The organism is Legionella sp. PATHC039 (assembly GCF_026191275.1).
GTDB lineage: Bacteria > Pseudomonadota > Gammaproteobacteria > Legionellales > Legionellaceae > Legionella > Legionella pneumophila.
The window spans coordinates 1,800,926-1,818,968 of record NZ_JAPHOP010000001.1 but is presented as its reverse complement, the minus strand read 5'-3'; the positions used below and the strand labels follow the sequence as shown (position 1 = coordinate 1,818,968).

Below are 18,043 nucleotides of genomic sequence, written 5' to 3'. Positions count from 1 at the left end.
CTGTCAATTAATTTGTATATAGGAATTGTAGCTTAGAGGACATTGATATGGCTACAGATGAAGAGGATGGTAGTCAGGTTAATTGAAGAAGTTTTTATTTTTGCATTTATCCTCTCCCTTATGGTTGCGGCTCGGATTATTGCTCACTCTGAGTCAGATAGGATCATGGTTAAAATCGAGCCGCACCCGTAAGGGAGCGGATAGAACAACCCATTCTATTGTCAAAAAGCGTAAAAAATGACTACAATATACGATTTTTCCTGGACAAATCCAAGGTATGTTAAACGAAGCAATATCAAAAATGCCAGAGGCTTTTGAAGCTAAAATATTGCTTCGGGGTGAAGAGTACTTTCAAAAAGGCCAGGTATTGAATATTCGCTTAAGTGACGGCTTGCTGAAAGGGAGAGTGAAGGGTAGTGCAAGTCAAATTTATGATGTCCATATGGATTTAAAATCATGGCCAGCAAAACCTTCTCGATGTTCATGTGCTTATCAATATAATTGTAAACACGCTGCAGCTTGTCTTTTTGCATTAAGAGACAGAGAAAAAATAAACCTGCAGTCACTGCCTTCTAACAAACTAGATCGAAAATTAGATGTTTGGTTAAAAAATTTACGAGCACAAGAAGCCTCAGAAATAAAAAGGGAGGAGGCGACACATCATCTGATTTATTTGATTGATTTAAAGCTTCGGGGTTATGAGCACAAGGTAAGCATTAAATTAGCTTTGGCCAAACTATTAAAACGTGGTGGTTATGGAAAAAAAATAGTCTTTAATACTCTGGCTAATTCAAAAAAACAACATTTTATGGGTGATGATAATGACATTGTGGCTCAATTGTTATTTAAATGTAATGTATCCGGTTGGTTTGATAATCTTTTGATTCGGAATACAGAGCTTCTTGATAAACTCATTGCAACCGGAAGAGCTTTTTTTATTGAAAATGAGGATAGCCCTATAAAAAAGGGAGAAACTTTAACTGGTGAATGCCAGTGGATTTTATCCTGGAATGGCAATCAGATTTTAAAATTAAGGCATGATAATCAGAATATTGAGCCATTATTATTGGATGAGAGTTGGTATTTTGATATTAAAAATGCGGTAATGGGGCACTTAAACTCTCCTTATCCCATCAAGCAGCTTCGTCATTTGTTGGATGCACCACCTATTCCTCTTGATCAAGCCGAGTTATTGGCTAAAAAAATGTCTGAAAATTGCCCTGAATTTCCCATGCCCAATGTGTTCAATCAAAAGGAAACGAAACAATTAAAACCAATTCCTGTGTTAATTCTCGATGCGCTTACCGAACAGGAAGAACAGAGGTGGATTGATGACGGAGAGGAAAATAATTCTCTTTATATAGCAAAAATCTTTTTTGATTATGAAGGATTGCTTGTTCCTTTTGCGGAAGAGTGCGAAAAAGTGGTGTCTTTAAAAGGAGATGTATTAGTTGAATACCAACGTGATAAGGAATTTGAAGATTTAAAAATTCAAGAGTTGAAAAATTCAATTGATTTGAGGCCATTTCATCAATGGGAAAAATACCATTGGAATTTACCCGATCACTCTTTTTTTATTTTAAAAGATGTGCAAATTGTTTCAGACTTGGAAAGTCTTTATCAGCAATCGTTCCCTTATTTAAAAAACCATGGATGGCGTATAGAATTTGCAAGCCCGTTTTATCAAGAGATTGTTTCTGCTGATGAAGTGGAATGGTATTCCGATATTCAGGAAAGTACGACCGATTTTTTTTCCTATCAATTGGGTATTTTGGTTGAAGGCAAGCCAGTGAGTATTGTGCCGCTGGTTGCAGATTTGATTCAACGATACAAAGGGAATGATTTAGATAATTTACCTGATGAGCTGCTGGTTAAACTCCCCTTGTTGGATGGTCGTTTATTGCAATTGCCTATGGGGCGAATTAAGCCATTGGTCCGTTTGTTATTACAATTTGGCTTGCGCCAAATTGATCAGAATCAACAATTACAGATTAATAAATATCAACTGGTGTTAATGCAGGAAGCTGAATTGGCTATTGCTGCAACCAAATCACGTTGGCAAGGTGCTGAATCACTAAGAGAAGAATTAAGAAAGCTGGTCAGATTAAATGATCTGCCAGAAATAAAGGTTCCATCTGGTCTTCAAGCTCATTTGAGGGATTATCAACACTATGGGTTAAATTGGTTACAATTTTTGCGGGTCAGTCGTTTTAATGGCGTATTAGCGGATGATATGGGACTTGGCAAAACAGTGCAGACTCTCGCCCATTTACAATATGAGAAAGAACAATCAAGATTACATAAAGCCAGTTTAATCATAGCTCCCACCAGTCTTGTTGGTAATTGGTTTGCCGAAGCCAAGAGATTTACGCCTGAGATCAGAGTCTTGATTTACCATGGAAGTGATAGACATCAGGACAATTTTGATGATTATAATTTAATTATTTCTACCTACGGCTTAATTCACAGGGACAAAGAAAAATTTGTTGGTTACCCCTTTTATTATCTCATTTTGGACGAAGCGCAATTCATTAAGAATGCACGGACAAAAACGACACAAATCATTCAACAATTAAAGGCTTCACATCGTTTATGTCTTACTGGAACTCCGCTAGAGAATAATTTAGGCGAACTCTGGTCTTTATTTCATTTTCTAATGCCCGGGCTATTGGGTGATGCAAAGCAATTCAGGCTTTGGTTCAGAACACCTATAGAAAAATATGCCGATATGGGAAGAAGGGATTTGTTAGCAAAAAGAGTACAACCTTTCTTACTGCGCCGAACCAAAAATCAGGTGGCCAATGAACTCCCGCCCAAAACTGAAATAACTCGTACTATAGAGTTGGTTGGTGCTCAACGGGATCTTTATGAGGCTATCCGCATGAGCATGGAGAAAAAGGTGAGAGATGCCATAGCAAGGCAAGGATTGGGGAAAAGTCATATATTATTACTTGATGCCTTGTTGAAATTACGGCAGGTTTGTTGTGATCCAAGATTGTTGTCTATGTCTGAAGCGGAGATTGCCCACGGTACTTCATGCAAGCTTGATGCACTGATGGAGTTGCTTGATAACTTGGTTGAAGAGGGAAGGCGAGTACTTGTATTTTCACAATTTACATCGATGCTAAAACTGATTGAGGAATTATTAATAGCCAGGCAATATGATTATTTGAAATTGACGGGACAGACCCAAAACAGACAAGCATTAGTCGATCAATTTCAACAAGGTGATACGCCAATATTTTTAATTAGTTTGAAAGCAGGCGGCACAGGGCTTAATCTGACTCGTGCAGATACTGTGATTCATTATGATCCCTGGTGGAATCCTTCTGTTGAGGACCAGGCTACTGACAGAACTCATCGAATAGGCCAGGAAAGCCCTGTTTTTGTTTACAAGTTGATTACATCAGGTACTGTAGAAGAGGCAATTCTTGGTATGCAAGAGAAGAAAAGGCAATTAGTGGAAGGGATTTTGTCTACAGACGCTTCCAGGTCAATGGTTTTAAGTGAAGAAGATTTGAATCAATTTTTTATGCCTTTATGAATAAAAGTAACGGTTGATTATCCGCTCCCTGACGGTCGCGGCTCGGATTATGGATCAAACCAATCCTCAACCATCAAACCGAGCCGCGACCGTCAGGGAGCGGATAATCAACCGTATATTTATTTTAAAGATTTCAGTAGCAAAGTTACTTATCATGGCTTATGCTTTATTACAAGCTCTTGTATAACTTGAACTTTGTATTCCAAAAGAGTACAGAATTTATACAAGAGGTATACTGATTCAATTACGGAGATTACTTATGAAATTATGGAAAGTGTTATGTAGTTTTGTAATTGCTGTATGTTATTTACCATTAGCCTTTGCAGCATCACAGTCTCCTGCCGGTACCTGGACAACCATTGATGATAAAACCGGAGCTAAGAGAGCAGTAGTTAACCTTAAAGTATCAAATGGTACTTTAAGTGGTACTATTGTGAAGGTATATCCACAACCAGGTGATACCGGAATTTGTTCTAAGTGCCCTGGCGCATTCAAGGACAAAAAAATTCAAGGGTTGACTTTTGTTTGGGGATTAAAAGATGAAGGCAACGGCGTCTGGAGTGGTGGCTCTATCCTCGATCCCAAGACAGGAAAAATTTATAAGGCTAAGATGACACTGCAGGGTAATAAACTGTATGTCAGAGGGTATTTTGGAGTTTCTGCTCTGGGACGTACTCAAACCTGGATTCGATAAGTAGTACTGAAGGATGTTTTTATATATAATGTGGGATAGTGCTTTCTCTTCTCATTGAAAGCAGTTGGTACTATCCCGCATTTTATTTTTAGTGTTATGATCATTTGCAATTAGATTAGGAATGTCTTTAAATAGATTGTCTTCCCTATAAATAAATTCTCGAAAAATATTATTACCATGCTTGATTTGCAAATATCTAAAAAAACGGTTGATCCACTAAAACGCCCCCCGCATTCTGTAGAGGCTGAGCAATCCATCATTGGTGGTTTGATGCTCGATAATCAAGCCTGGGATAAGGTAAGCAATAAATTATGCGAAACCGATTTTTATCGTACTGAGCACCGAATTCTTTTTAGAGCCATTTCTGCTTTAGCCAAAAAAGATCAACCTTTTGATGTAGTGACGCTTCTTGATGCTTTAAAAACACGCAACGAGTTAGATGATGCTGGTGGAGAAGCCTATTTATTTGAGTTGGCTAATAACACACCAAGTGTAGCGAATGTGACCGCTTATGCGGATATTGTTCGGGAAAAATCAGTCCAGAGGCAACTGATAGCGGTAGCAACAGAAATTGCTGATTCCGCTTATAATCCTGCTGGAAGAGAAGTGCCTGAGCTATTGGATATGGCCGAAACCAAAGTATTTGCTATTGGTGAACAAACTGCGAGTGATGGGGGGCCAGAAAATATTAAATCCATTTTGGTAAGGGCAGTAGAGAAAATAGATGCCCTCTATCATAATGGTGATGCGATTACAGGCCTGGCTACAGGCTTATCTGATTTGGATGAAATGACATCGGGTTTACAACCTTCGGACCTGATTATCGTCGCCGGCCGTCCATCGATGGGAAAAACAACTTTGGTGATGAACATGGCAGAGCATGCGGCAATTAAAGCCGGTAAACCAGTATTGGTTTTCTCTATGGAAATGCCTGCTGATTCCCTGGCAATGAGAATGATGTCTTCCTTGGGGCGAATAGATCAGCATCGGATTCGTACTGGTAAATTAGATGATAATGACTGGCCACGAGTGACCTCCGCAGTGCATATGCTTTCTGAAGCTCCTTTGTTTATAGATGATACTCCAGCTTTAAGTCCTGGAGAAATGAGGGCCCGTGCCAGACGTTTAGCAAAGGAACATGGTTCGTTAGGGCTTATCGTTGTCGATTATTTACAATTAATGAAAGTGCCCGGGTTTAATGCAGACAATAGAACAGCGGAAATCTCCGAAATTTCTCGGAGTCTTAAATCGCTGGCAAAAGAGTTACAGGTTCCCGTAATTGCTTTATCTCAGCTGAATAGAAGCCTCGAGCAGCGAGCAGATAAGCGCCCAGTGATGTCAGATTTGCGAGAATCAGGAGCAATTGAGCAGGATGCTGACTTAATCTGTTTTATTTATAGAGATGAAGTATATAATGAGGACAGTCCTGATAAAGGAACTGCGGAAATCATTGTTGCCAAGCAAAGAAATGGACCCATAGGCAAAGTCAGGGTGGCCTTTTTGGGTAAGTACACACGATTTGAAGATTTGGCATTTAATGGTTATCAAGGGGTAGAATAGGGTGTCAAGACCTACACGTTTAGTGATAGAGCCCAGTGCTTTATTGCATAATTTATCTCAAATCAAGCATTTAGCTCCAGGCAAAAAAGTTATCGCTATGGTAAAAGCCAATGCTTATGGTTGTGGAGTCAGAGAAGTTGCCCCTGTACTTGATGGGCGAATTCAGGCTTTTGGAGTAGCATGCCTTGAAGAGGCTCTGGCTATTCGAGCTTTAGGTGTTGAAACCCCGTGCATTCTCTTTCAGGGCGTCTTTAGTTCTGATGAATTGTCAGTAGCCGTTGAGAATGATTTCGCCTGTGTTCTTCATCACGCACAGCAGTTGGAATGGCTAATCAAGACTCCGTTACCTTACCCGATAAAAGTATGGGTGAAGGTAAACACAGGAATGCACAGACTGGGATTTAAAATCCATGAATTGCAAAACGTGATGGGGGCATTGCAAACCTGTACCTGGGTTGATAAAAATATAGGATTAATGACTCATTTGGCTTGCGCAGATGAGCCTCATCGTCCTGAGAATCAACAACAGATCTCTTTGTTTCAGGAGATATCCATACCAGGGTTTCTCCAACGCAGTATCGCTAATTCGGCGGCAATTATTTCATTTCCTGATTCCCAGGCTGATGTGGTGCGGCCTGGGATTATGTTGTATGGTGTTTCCCCATTTGCCAATCAAAATGCCAGGGATTTAGGTTTAATCCCTGTCATGCGTTTTATGTCAGCCATTAGCGCGATTCATGATAACCCATCTTTTGCCCAGGTAGGCTATGGTGGAACCTGGAAAAGCGATAAACCTTCGCGAATTGGCGTTGTTGCAGCAGGTTATGGCGATGGGTACCCACGGCATATTTCCGAGAAAACACCGGTTTGGGTTAGAGGGAGGGAGGTGTCTATTGTTGGCAGAGTTTCTATGGATATGCTGACCATCGATTTGACAGAGCACCCTGATGTTGAGATCGGCGATGAAGTTGAGCTTTGGGGAACACATGTTTTAGTAGAGCGCATTGCCAAATCAGCAGGTACAATAGGATACGAATTATTATGTCAAATTTCGGAGAGAGTACGTTACAAATAAGTTATGGATAATAACTGTTCGTGGTGGTAGAATGACAACCGATTTTGTAACTCTTTAAACAGGTGAACTGTAATGAAAAAATTAATTGTTGCATCATTATCCCTAACATTCATGCTGGGTGGCTGTGCCTCAATGAACAAAGAAGGTGTAGGTACAATTACAGGTGGTGTGGTAGGTGGATTACTTGGTAGCCAGTTTGGTGGTGGTTCAGGTAAGGTTGCAGCTGCAGGAGCAGGAGCATTATTAGGAGCTTACCTGGGTGGTCAAATTGGAAAAACAATGGATAAAGTAGACCGACTTGAAATGCAAAGGGCCCTCGAAACAGCTCCAACAGGTAAAGCGGTTGCATGGTCAAATCCGGATACTGGATACCGTTATACTGTCCAGCCAACGAGAACTTATTATAATGCTCAACAACCTTGCCGTGAGTACATTACCAAAGCCATGATTGGTGGAAAAACCCAACAAATTTATGGTAAGGCCTGTCGTCAAGCTGACGGTTCGTGGCGTGTTGTAAATTAATTAATTGATTAAGATTGTTGGGGAAAACCCAACAATCTCATTTTATTATTCTAACCAATTCAGACAGAACTTACGAAAAACCCCCATCTCTTTGTTAAAAAATATTTTTAATTCGATCATTTGGCTTATCTAAATTCCTTCGTTAAAATCATTTTTTGCCTTGACCTTGGGGTTTTCAATACACAAATCCTACGATAATCTTTTATAAAAATCTTTCTTGCTCTCGATTAATGAGCTTAACCCTCCTTGTTTTGTGCTATATTTATACAGCGAGTTGCTAATTTAGTATTAATCAGGGAGAGTGCAATGGCTCACTTAATTCATAGCGTACTGCCGGTGCCACCAAGGAAAATCGCTTATATTCATCCTGATGATAGTGTCAAAGAATGTATTAAACAGATGGTTGAAAAAGATATAGGTGCATTAGTTGTTTTCGACAATGATGCCCACTTGATTGGTATTGTGAGTGAAAGGGACATACTTCGCTGTTATTTTCATAAGAATCTAAGCTTGGAAACTGCAAAAGTATCTGATGTTGTTTATACCAACGTCACGATCTTAAGTCCACATGATTCGGTAGAGAAAGCCATGCAAGTGATAACTGAAACGAAAAGAAGACATGTATTAATACAGGAAGAAGGTGAGTTATTAGCTATATTGTCAATAGGAGACTTGTTGTACCACGTTCTGGAAGATAAATTGCGAGTGATTGAGCATTTGGAAAATTATATTCACTCCTGAAATATAAGCTTTTATTTCAGATTTACATTTTATTGCTTTAAACGCGAGAGTCTTGTTTTGGCTATTTCATACAATCGATCCTAAGTGCTATAGTATTCATTTACAAAGAAATATAATGAAAACCATGAAGCAAATGATTCGATTGACAATGTTACTTCTGATGCTCAGTTTTAATTTATGGGCGATAAATTCTTCATCTCCCTGGTATACAGAAGAAAAAGGTAAAGGGCTTGTAATTAACGTTGAATTGTATCTTTCATCTACTTGTCTTCATTGTCATAAGGCCGATGAATTTTTCAAAGAAATTGAAAAACATTATCCCTGGCTGCATGTTGAGCGTTATATTATCGATAAAGACAAAAAAGCTTTGAAACGTTTTGGCGATTTATTGACAGAACTTAATCGATATGACTTTGCTGTTCCATCCATATTTTTTTGTAATTCTCGTTGGGTTGGGTTTGCTACTGCACAGACAACCGGAAAGGAGCTGCTAAACGGCATAGAATATTGTAAAGAAGAAATTGTGAAAAATGGAAGATTGACTCCTGCGACCGAGAATGTTTTAAACAGATGGGGGAATGCGAGTTTGTTTGATTCCAATATCACAGGAAGCCCTTCCACAAATACATTTATTTTTGTTGTAGCCTTAATCGATGCAATCAGTCCATGTGCTTTATTTACGATTACTGCATTTTTAGGTCTTTTATTCATGATTGAAAAGCGAAAGCTGCAATTTATTAGCGGTTCCGTGTTTATTTTAACTGTTGCAGGTGTTCATTATTTTCAACAGGTTTATCCTACCCTGTTTTTTGAGTCACTTTCATGGTTCCGTATTCCGGCTGCATTGGTAGGCCTTTTTGCTTTTTATTTCGCTGGCCAATATTATAAAAAGCATTCTATCCAACCATTATTTATTGTTTTGGCTTTTTTATTGGCTCTTACAGTGCCAATGTTTCAACAAACCTGTTTGATGAATTGGTCTTATGTGTTTGAGCAATGGTTACATAACCAAAATGTATCAGGAGTTCAGATGGGGCTATATCAATTTGCTTATCAGCTTATCTATATCTTTCCTTTAATTATCCTGATGTTTCTCTATTGGATTTTAATGAAAATTCATTTTTTCAAAAAATTTAAGACAAAATTAACTACTATAGGTTTTTTATATATTTTAGCTATCGCACTCTTATTAATCATTTATCCCTATGCCTTGTCTAATTTGGCTTTATCATTATTTTTAATTGTCTCATTGGGTATCTCTGGCCTATTACTGAATTGGTTTAATGCTTCTAAAATGGCATGAGGGTTCTATCGGCATAAAATAATTATAAATTCTGAATATCTTTCATTTTATGGCATACAATTAAAAATGGGCTAGGCTTTGAAGCTGAGCGCTTATGGAGAAATTCTCATCATGGATGATAATAATTCAGAATTTAAGAATTTATTTCCAATAGCTGTGGAGGTAGCAGAAGGAAAGACTTACATATGGTGTGGTTGTGGCAAAAGCAAGGCCCAGCCTTTCTGTGATAAAGAGAATTGCGGGGATAAAGCAGTCTCTTTTATAGCAGATTTGACTGAAGACGTTTATTTTTGCAATTGCAAACAAACCAAAAGTCCTCCTTTTTGTGATGGATCTCATGCAAAGATTTTGCTTGAAGTAGTTAAAAAAAGGCAAAATAAATGAACAGGAAAGGAAGTCTTAAATGATTGATCAAGAATTAAAGAAAAAAATTGTTAACACAATTAGCATATATGAGCACAAATGTGACAAGATGCAAAATCAAATTAATACGCTCAGAAGTGTAATTAATCAATTGATTATTAATCCCATTGGAATTAATTATGAGTTGGATGATCGCCTTTCGCAATTAAGAAATTATTTAGATACTGAATTTGAACCTGCTGTCATAGAAAAAAAAGTGAAACGTTTGGCAGAAATACTTTCCAAAATGCAAAAGAAGAAAGCGGAAAACTCTCGTTTAGTCAATGGATTAATCAAACAGGGAGTGGAGTCCATTCGTCGTATTGCCAATAAATCTCAGGATAAGAGGGCAGTTACAAAATTACAAAAAATGCTGGATACCGAGATGGAAAGCCATGCAATTTTGATTCGATTTAATCAAGTATTAACTCAATGTATTTCCTCTGTGATTAAGGAATTGGAGGACTTACCTCAAATTACAAAAGTCGATAGCCCCCAAAAAAATTCTCAATCTGAGATTAGTTTAAAAGTAAATGACAGCTTGCAACAATTACTTAACCATTTATCTATCCCTCAGGACTTGGATTCCAAGAGGGGGAACATAAAATCGAATTTGGAACATGTGCTCACTGATGCAGAGCTTAGCACTATTATTGACAATTTGACGGAATTAGTCGTTGAGGCATTTAATGTTGAGCAGAACCGCTTCAAAGGCTTTCTTCAACAGTTAACCAATCAGTTAAATGATTTCGAACTTTACTTAAGAGCAACAGGGAGTACTCGCAGGAAAGCATTTGAGGACAGTCGTCAATTAGAGTTCGGAATTCAGGATAACCTGGATCAAATTAGAAACCATCTTGATACTTCTAAAACGATTGAAGAATTATCCTCAAAAGTGAGTCAAAATATTAAAATGATTGGCGATCGGTTAAAGGAATATCGGCATAATGAAGAAATTCGAGAGAAAGAGTATGCAAAGCAAGTATTGGAATTACAAGCAAGGTTGCAGGAGTCCGAGCAAAATGCGGAAGAAATAAAAAATTTGCTCTCTTTTCAGAAATATAGAATTAACCACGACAGCTTAACAGGCCTGCCAAATCGGGAATCTTATGATGAGCACATACTGGATTCATTCCAGCGCTGGAAACGAAGTTTAAGCCCATTATCTCTTGCTGTTTGTGATATCGATCATTTTAAACGTATTAATGATAATTTTGGTCATCTAGCAGGAGATAAAGTTCTTAAAAAAGTAGCTATGATTTTTAAATCATCGATCAGGACGGTTGATTTTATCGCTCGAATAGGTGGTGAGGAATTTGTGTTTATCTTTGAACAAACCAGCAGCAAGGACGCTTTTGGAATTTTGGAGAAATTACGTAAATTAATTGAAGATTGTTTGTTTTATTATCGAGACAAAAAAGTCGATGTTACGGTTTCTTTTGGGCTAACTACGGTAACCAAAGAAGATGATATTGAATCTTTATTTATGCGGGCAGACGATGCCATGTATAAAGCTAAAAATGCTGGAAGGAACAGGGTAGAAATATTATAGTGGAATATATTTCCAACCATTTTTAATTATACTATTTTCGGAGTAAATCCATCGTAACAGATGATTTTCCTCTGACAACGATTTTTAAATGAACTTGATCTTATCTTTATGATTTGGGATCATCATAACTCTTTGTATTTCGGATGGCATCATGGGCAAATTGATCGATATTCCAATCGTTGTGGAAAGTGGACAAAAATATAAGACATCTCAGGGTGTGACAGCTATTAAAGATGGAATAAAATCATCAGGTCAAGATCATGAGCGATTGCCAAAACCAAAGTGGCTCCGTATAGTCAATCATACAACTCCAGCCTATAGCCAAGTTAAAGAGCAAGTGCAAAAACATCGTTTGGCAACAGTTTGTGAAGAAGCGAAATGCCCCAACATCTCAGAATGTTGGTCTCATGGAACTGCAACTATTATGTTAATGGGAGCAGTATGTACCCGGGCTTGCCGATTTTGTTCTGTGGATACAGGAAATCCGCATGGTTGGCTTGATGCAGAAGAACCTGAGAATACCGCGGAAACTGTGGCCTTAATGAATCTGGATTATGTGGTTTTAACCTCAGTTAACCGTGATGATTTACCTGATGGGGGGGCGAATCATTATGCCAAAACCATTAGAGCAATCAAAAAACGATCTCCCCGAACCAAAGTTGAAGCGCTAACTCCCGATTTTCAAGGAAGTGAAAGAGATGTTGCTGTATTGCTAGATAGTGGCGTTGATGTGTTTGCACAAAATGTAGAAACGGTTGAGCGCCTGACACATCCGGTAAGAGATAATCGAGCGGGTTATCAGCAAACCTTGAATGTACTGGCTTTTGCCAAGAAATATCGACCGGATGTTCTGACCAAAACCAGTTTGATGTTGGGATTGGGTGAAACCAATGAGGAAATTATACAGACTATGGATGACCTCCGAGCTCATCACGTGGATATTTTGACTTTGGGACAATATTTGCAACCAACTAAAAATCATTTACCTATAGCACGTTACGTAACTCCTGAAACTTTTTCTGAATTAAGGCAAATTGGTCTAAAAAAGGGCTTTTTTGAAGTGGCTTCAGGCCCATTAGTTCGATCAAGTTATAGGGCAGACCGAGTGTTCAAACGGGATAATTTAGGGCTTGATGTTTGAAGTTAGTGAACAGCTTGTGTTTTTCGAATTGGCTATAAATAATTTTATTATTAATTAAAGAAATTAGATTTTTTATTAAACCATTAAACCATTAAACCATTAAACCATTAAACCATTAAACCATTAAACCGTTCATGCTGAGGAGGTGCAAAGCACCGTCTCGAAGCATATTTGAATATTACAATGTTCAGTTACGTTATGCTAACTCAATACCTCGTCGTTTCATGATCTTGTGTAAATAATAAGCTACAAAATACATCAGAATACCAAGACCCAAAGCACTCATGCCCATAATCAAATAATAATTTTTATAATAGGGTAAACTTTCAAGAGCAGAATTAATATTCTCTGGTATGGCAACCCAACCTGCAATTCGTCCTGAAATAGCATTGGACATGGAACTGGCCAGGTACCATACGCCCATAGCAAAGGCAATCGCACGTGCATCACAATACAGACCAATCATACTAAGACCAATGGCACTAACCCATAATTCGGCAATTGAAATTAAAATGTAGGTCAAAGCAATGTAGTTGCCATTCACTAATCCATTGATTGCATTTTGGGCTGCAAAAGCCATAACCAGCAGGGCGATACCAGAGAGAATTGTGCCTGCGGCAAATTGATAGGGGATCGTAAAGCGCGAAAAAAACCTGTAGAAACGGGGAAGTTGACTTCCAATCAGTAAAATGAGCAAAGGATTTAGCATTTGGTATTGAGCAGGTGAAATTTTAAACCAAAGAAAACTTAGATCGGAATTGTTTTCTGCAAATAATACCAAGGTACTGTTCATTTGATTGTATATGATAAAAAATACGATGGCTTCTATTATCAGTAATACAGCGATCATTTGTTTACTGCGAGTTTCGCCTTTAAGCATAATGGTTTTAATTAAAAACCAGAGAATTCCTATAGCACATCCTGTGCCTATCAGTGTGCTGGCGATATAAACATGAGTATAAGCATATAAAGTAAGAGAATAGATAGCCGCTATATAAGCAACAAGGCTTAATAGACCTTGGTTAGAAAATTTGGATTTATCCATTCCCCAAATGACACTATCATATATGGAGTAACGTTTCGCAAAATTCAAGGCAGCAATCGATTTGCCAATAAAGGTTAAGGTGAGTACTGAAAGTGGACCATAACGACTTTCCAGAAGAACTGGCGCGATCATGGTTGCCAGCAGCGCCCCAACATTAATGGCCATATAATAATAAGTCATAGCGGATTTGGCTTTAATGGCATCATCGGAATAAATATGAGAAACCATACTGGATGCGGTTCCCATTAATAGCGAGTTGGTTGCAGGAATAAAGGCAAAAGCAATGATAAATAATTGATCCCCAAGAGAACTGATGGTGTAACCACTTAACATGACCAGTAAATAAGCACATGCCAGCATGATGCTACCCAAAAGAATGGATCGTCTGACACCAATAATATTATCAGCCATATACCCGCCTAAAATTGGCATCAGATAGCCTGTGGCTTGAGTTACACCGATGAAAGCGTAGGCTTTGGCTTGGCTGTAGCCTAATCCCTGAGCAATCAAGGGTCGAGTTAAAAATAAAACCAGAACTGTATTCAGGGCATAGACGGAAAACTGGCTCCAAAAAGTAATAAAAATAATATTATTGGTTTGTTTTTGACGAAGACTTAGTTCTGGAAGATAATTTTTAACCGCTTGAGAAATCAATTTCACACCTCATTCCGTTTTTTCTAACCTGCGTTTCAAGATTATCACTTCCTGGCGAGAACTACATCAATAATATGAGTGTCATGGTAGGGAAAAGTAAAAATCTTACTGAAAAGCCGTTTAAGACGCTGAATTAAAAAATATTTCGGCAGCATTCGTATCGATAGAGTGTTAAGAAACCAGGTTCCTTCTATTCCAAACAGTGCCAATTCATCAATGTTGTTAAGGGTAATAGGTATTTCAATACGTTGGTGATCCAAAATATTAAATTGATGCTGTTTAAATGCCAGCAAGAGTTCGTCGAGATTTGCGGCAACAGTAGTATTTTTGACTATGGATTTATAGTAGTGACCAACAACTCGACTTAAAATAGTATCCTGAGCAATAAAGTTAGCCAGTTGCTGTTGCGCTACAGGAAAAGAATCATAGGTCGTTGTGATTAAAGAGAAGTGACCGTTGGCGCGCGTCAAGTATTTGGCTTCATCAAAGAGAACATTAATGGGGATATAAGCATTAATAAAATGAGCCAGAACCAAATCCTGGCTATGTGCGGGCAAAAACTTGTTGGCTTCTGCGGCACTGCCTTCAATGGTTGTTAAAGGAAGGGCTTCGCTCGCTCGTTTTAACATTTCTGATGAAACATCAATGCCTGTGAAATCAGCCGTTGGCATTAAGTGATGCAATTTTTGCAAAAAAGAGCCATTGCCAACACCCAGATCAAGGATTTTATAATGGGGTTTCAATCCCAAATGAAATTTCCTCATCTGCTCAATGGCAACGTGATGGCTTTCACTGATTGAACCAAAACGATTAGCTGTCGCGTAATTTTCTGCGATTTGGTTATACATGGCCTTCAAGGACATGCAAAATTCCTATTTAATACGATTTATCAAGTATATCCTTAAATGGGGGCAATTGGCGACTGTTGATTTTGAGAAATCTTTTGTTGTTATTAAGATTTATATAATGAAAAGTGGGATTTGTTTAATACCTGGTATTTTTATTGTATACTGCCGTTTTTAATAAGATATTTTAATAAAATTGGAATTGGAATTAATATGAGCAAAATTTACGCACCAAAACCTATAGATATGGCAGATTTCCAGCTTCCTACAGAGAAGCTTAATGCTAAATATGGGTTGCCTAACAAGGTGGAATTTTGCAAAAGCTGCGTTATCTCAAACCAAAGGCCTAATTCCGCTGTTGAATATGAACATAAGAAAGAATCAAAAAAGGATACTATTAATTTTGATGAACACGGTATTTGTGATGCCTGTCGAGTTGCTGAACGTAAAAAATCAACTATTAATTGGGAAGAACGAGACAGGCAATTGAGAGAGCTTTGCGATCGGTTTAGAAGCAAGGACGGCTCTTATGATTGTGTTGTTCCTGGTTCTGGAGGAAAGGACAGTTTTTATGCAGCTCATATCCTAAAGTACAAATATGGGATGAATCCCTTGACTGTGACTTGGGCCCCCCATATGTATACGCCTTGGGGGTGGAGAAATTTTCAATCCTGGATACATGCTGGCTTTGATAATTATTTATTTACTCCTAACGGAAAAGTACATAGGCTATTAACTAGATTAGCTGTTGAAAATTTATTCCATCCTTTTCAGCCTTTTATGATTGGTCAAAAAGCTTATGCTCCTAAAATGGCTTTGTTGCATAAAATTAAATTGGTTGTTTATGGAGAAAATGAAGCGGAATATGGTAATCCAATAGGTGATACGGAATCTGCGAAAAGAGACTGGAAATATTTTACCGCAGAAGATAAAAGCAAAATCTTTTTAGGCGGTACGTCTGTACAAGAGTTAAAAAGTGATTTTGGTTTAAATGATAATGATTTGGACGCTTATTTACCTGCTGATCCACAACAAATCGAAGAGCAGCAGATAGAGGTCCATTACTTAGGATATTACCTGAAATGGCATCCACAAAGTTGTTATTATTATGCTGTGGAACATGGCGGTTTTGAAGCTTCTCCTGAACGAACTCCAGGAACTTACAGTAAATACAACAGTATTGATGACAAAATTGATGATTTCCATTACTACACAACGCTAACCAAATTCGGTATTGGAAGAGCGACGTACGATGCCTCCCAGGAAATACGTTCGGGGGATATTACTCGCGAAGAAGGTGTTGCTCTGGTGAAGCGTTTTGATCAAGAGTTTCCCGAGCGTTTTGCCGATGAAATTTTTAAATACTTAAGTATTAATCCCAAAGAATTTCCCATTGCTTCGCAAATGTTCGAGCAACCGATTATGGACAGAGCCTATTTTATGGCTTTGGCTGATACCTTCAGATCTCCTCATTTATGGAAAAAAGAAGGCGAACAATGGAAATTGAGACATCAAGTAACTAATCACGAAAAACAAACTAGAGATTATCTGGAGACTGTTTAATGGGTAATGTCCGTTTAATTGCAAGACTTGATATCAAAGGTCCTAATCTAATTAAAGGTGTACATTTAGAGGGCCTAAGGGTTGTCGGAAATCCTAATGAATATGCTATGGCATATTATGCGCAAGGCGCTGATGAGTTAATCTACATGGATACAGTTGCTTCCTTGTATGGACGTAATAATTTATCAGAAATTGTAAAAAATACCGCTGAAAACGTGTTTATACCTATCACTGTTGGAGGAGGTATTCGCAGTGTCGATGATGTAAAACAATTATTGCGTTGTGGTGCCGACAAAGTGGCCGTTAATACTGCTGCGACCAAAAATCCTGCTCTCATATCTGACATCGCCAGAAGATTTGGCTCGCAATGTATGGTCTTATCAATCGAGGCTAAGCGAGATATAAATGGACGATGGGAAGTCATGACAGATAATGGACGTGAACATACCGGAATGGATGTTGTTGATTGGGCTAGGAATGGCGAAGAATTTGGAGCAGGTGAGATTCTCCTGACTTCTATTGATCAGGAAGGTACTCGTAAAGGCTTTGATCTGGAATTAGTGAAACAAGTATCTCAATCAGTTTCAATTCCAGTAATTGCAAGTGGTGGAATGGGATGTTTGGGCGACTTAGTTGATGTTGTTTGTAGTGCTAACGCTGATGCAGTCGCCATGGCTGATGTATTGCATTATAAGCGACTTAGCTTGTCAGAGATACGAAATTATGCATTGGCTAAAGGTATTCATGTGAGAACAATATGAGTTCAGTTTCAATTGTAGATTATGGTATTGGTAATTTATTAAGTGTAGCGAGATCATTCCATTATTTTGATACCCCAGTTCATTTTGTAAGTACTCCGGAAGAAATTCTGAAAGCTGAGCGACTGGTTTTGCCAGGGGTGGGGGCATTTGCGGATGGTATGAAAGGATTAACCGATTTAAATTTTGTAGAACCCATTAAACAATTTGCATGTAGTGGTAAACCCTTTTTAGGGATTTGCCTTGGTATGCAATTGATGTTGACTAAAAGCATGGAGTTTGGTGAACACGAAGGGCTTGATTTAATAACTGGAGAAGTAGTAAGTATCCCATTACATGGAGATGATGGACAACGACATAAAATTCCACATATTGGGTGGAATGAATTAGTTAGAACTCCTTATGGTGGAGATTGGTCTGATACCATTTTAAAAAATGTATCTATCAATTCATCAGTGTATTTCGTGCATTCCTATATGGCTGTGCCAACTAATCCAAAGACAAGATTGGCAGATACTTTATACGATGGTCAGGCTATTAGTGCCGTTATAAAGGATGGCAATATTTATGGGTGCCAGTTCCATCCAGAAAAAAGTGGAGAAGTAGGATTAAAAATTATCCAGCGGTTTTTACAAATTTAGGGC

General features: G+C 38.2%; 15 protein-coding genes. 13 read left to right on the top strand and 2 right to left on the bottom strand.

The window, feature by feature from the left end:
• Window positions 1-277: 277 nt before the first annotated feature.
• From OQI99_RS08250 to lipA, 10 genes are all read left to right on the top strand, one after another.
• A complete protein-coding gene (locus OQI99_RS08250) occupies window positions 278-3,544 on the top strand; it encodes a DEAD/DEAH box helicase (RefSeq protein WP_265731692.1) in 3,267 nt (1,088 codons plus the stop codon).
• A 259-nt stretch (window positions 3,545-3,803) separates the two neighbouring features.
• Window positions 3,804-4,238: a DUF2147 domain-containing protein gene (locus tag OQI99_RS08245; protein ID WP_010946474.1), complete on the top strand. Its 435-nt coding sequence runs from the start codon at window positions 3,804-3,806 to the stop codon at window positions 4,236-4,238.
• A gap of 177 nt (window positions 4,239-4,415) precedes the next feature.
• Complete coding sequence (dnaB, locus tag OQI99_RS08240) at window positions 4,416-5,798, top strand: replicative DNA helicase (RefSeq protein ID WP_027228359.1); 1,383 nt, start codon at window positions 4,416-4,418, stop codon at window positions 5,796-5,798.
• A 1-nt stretch (window position 5,799) separates the two neighbouring features.
• Entirely contained in the window at window positions 5,800-6,873 is a 1,074-nt protein-coding gene (gene alr, locus OQI99_RS08235; RefSeq protein WP_061513639.1) for an alanine racemase, read from the top strand.
• A gap of 72 nt (window positions 6,874-6,945) precedes the next feature.
• On the top strand, window positions 6,946-7,395 hold the full coding sequence (locus OQI99_RS08230) for an RT0821/Lpp0805 family surface protein (protein WP_010946477.1): 450 nt from the start codon (window positions 6,946-6,948) through the stop codon (window positions 7,393-7,395).
• 306 nt (window positions 7,396-7,701) lie between these two features.
• Complete coding sequence (locus OQI99_RS08225; RefSeq protein ID WP_061513638.1) at window positions 7,702-8,136, top strand: CBS domain-containing protein; 435 nt, start codon at window positions 7,702-7,704, stop codon at window positions 8,134-8,136.
• Window positions 8,137-8,251: 115 nt separating this feature from the next.
• Complete coding sequence (locus OQI99_RS08220) at window positions 8,252-9,439, top strand: hypothetical protein (RefSeq protein ID WP_061513637.1); 1,188 nt, start codon at window positions 8,252-8,254, stop codon at window positions 9,437-9,439.
• Between the two features lie 111 nt (window positions 9,440-9,550).
• Entirely contained in the window at window positions 9,551-9,823 is a 273-nt protein-coding gene (locus OQI99_RS08215; RefSeq protein ID WP_061513636.1) for a CDGSH iron-sulfur domain-containing protein, read from the top strand.
• A gap of 19 nt (window positions 9,824-9,842) precedes the next feature.
• On the top strand, window positions 9,843-11,393 hold the full coding sequence (locus OQI99_RS08210; RefSeq protein WP_265731690.1) for a GGDEF domain-containing protein: 1,551 nt from the start codon (window positions 9,843-9,845) through the stop codon (window positions 11,391-11,393).
• A 151-nt stretch (window positions 11,394-11,544) separates the two neighbouring features.
• Window positions 11,545-12,534 carry a lipoyl synthase gene (lipA, locus tag OQI99_RS08205; protein ID WP_061513634.1) on the top strand — a complete coding sequence of 330 codons (990 nt, stop codon included), beginning with the start codon at window positions 11,545-11,547 and terminating at the stop codon, window positions 12,532-12,534.
• 196 nt (window positions 12,535-12,730) lie between these two features.
• Here lipA and OQI99_RS08200 read toward each other — a convergent pair whose 3' ends face one another.
• Together OQI99_RS08200 and OQI99_RS08195 are read right to left on the bottom strand one after the other, a co-directional pair.
• A complete protein-coding gene (locus OQI99_RS08200; protein WP_080447376.1) occupies window positions 12,731-14,239 on the bottom strand; it encodes a peptide MFS transporter in 1,509 nt (502 codons plus the stop codon).
• Between the two features lie 38 nt (window positions 14,240-14,277).
• A complete protein-coding gene (locus OQI99_RS08195; protein ID WP_061513633.1) occupies window positions 14,278-15,096 on the bottom strand; it encodes a class I SAM-dependent methyltransferase in 819 nt (272 codons plus the stop codon).
• 195 nt (window positions 15,097-15,291) lie between these two features.
• Between OQI99_RS08195 and OQI99_RS08190 the strand changes: the two genes are divergently transcribed.
• From OQI99_RS08190 to hisH, 3 genes are read left to right on the top strand one after another with little or no spacing between them, the layout of a single operon-like run.
• Window positions 15,292-16,641 (top strand): N-acetyl sugar amidotransferase, encoded by a 1,350-nt coding sequence (locus OQI99_RS08190; protein WP_061513632.1) that lies wholly within the window; start codon window positions 15,292-15,294, stop codon window positions 16,639-16,641.
• On the top strand, window positions 16,641-17,402 hold the full coding sequence (gene wbuZ / locus OQI99_RS08185) for a glycosyl amidation-associated protein WbuZ (protein WP_061513631.1): 762 nt from the start codon (window positions 16,641-16,643) through the stop codon (window positions 17,400-17,402). The genes OQI99_RS08190 and wbuZ overlap by 1 nt, the downstream gene beginning before the upstream one ends.
• A complete protein-coding gene (gene hisH / locus OQI99_RS08180; RefSeq protein WP_061513630.1) occupies window positions 17,399-18,040 on the top strand; it encodes an imidazole glycerol phosphate synthase subunit HisH in 642 nt (213 codons plus the stop codon). The genes wbuZ and hisH overlap by 4 nt, the downstream gene beginning before the upstream one ends.
• Window positions 18,041-18,043: the final 3 nt, after the last annotated feature.

Excerpts from the sequence above, each read along its gene's own strand:
- wbuZ (WP_061513631.1), top strand. The coding sequence starts at position 16,641 with ATGGGTAATGTCCGTTTAATTGCAAGACTTGATATCAAAGGTCCTAAT.
- OQI99_RS08215 (WP_061513636.1), top strand. The coding sequence starts at position 9,551 with ATGGATGATAATAATTCAGAATTTAAGAATTTATTTCCAATAGCTGTG.
- OQI99_RS08225 (WP_061513638.1), top strand. The coding sequence starts at position 7,702 with ATGGCTCACTTAATTCATAGCGTACTGCCGGTGCCACCAAGGAAAATC.
- OQI99_RS08220 (WP_061513637.1), top strand. The coding sequence starts at position 8,252 with ATGAAAACCATGAAGCAAATGATTCGATTGACAATGTTACTTCTGATG.
- OQI99_RS08230 (WP_010946477.1), top strand. The coding sequence starts at position 6,946 with ATGAAAAAATTAATTGTTGCATCATTATCCCTAACATTCATGCTGGGT.
- hisH (WP_061513630.1), top strand. The coding sequence starts at position 17,399 with ATGAGTTCAGTTTCAATTGTAGATTATGGTATTGGTAATTTATTAAGT.
- OQI99_RS08195 (WP_061513633.1), bottom strand. The coding sequence starts at position 15,096 with ATGTCCTTGAAGGCCATGTATAACCAAATCGCAGAAAATTACGCGACA.
- OQI99_RS08250 (WP_265731692.1), top strand. The coding sequence starts at position 278 with ATGTTAAACGAAGCAATATCAAAAATGCCAGAGGCTTTTGAAGCTAAA.
- lipA (WP_061513634.1), top strand. The coding sequence starts at position 11,545 with ATGGGCAAATTGATCGATATTCCAATCGTTGTGGAAAGTGGACAAAAA.
- dnaB (WP_027228359.1), top strand. The coding sequence starts at position 4,416 with ATGCTTGATTTGCAAATATCTAAAAAAACGGTTGATCCACTAAAACGC.
- OQI99_RS08210 (WP_265731690.1), top strand. The coding sequence starts at position 9,843 with ATGATTGATCAAGAATTAAAGAAAAAAATTGTTAACACAATTAGCATA.
- OQI99_RS08245 (WP_010946474.1), top strand. The coding sequence starts at position 3,804 with ATGAAATTATGGAAAGTGTTATGTAGTTTTGTAATTGCTGTATGTTAT.
- OQI99_RS08190 (WP_061513632.1), top strand. The coding sequence starts at position 15,292 with ATGAGCAAAATTTACGCACCAAAACCTATAGATATGGCAGATTTCCAG.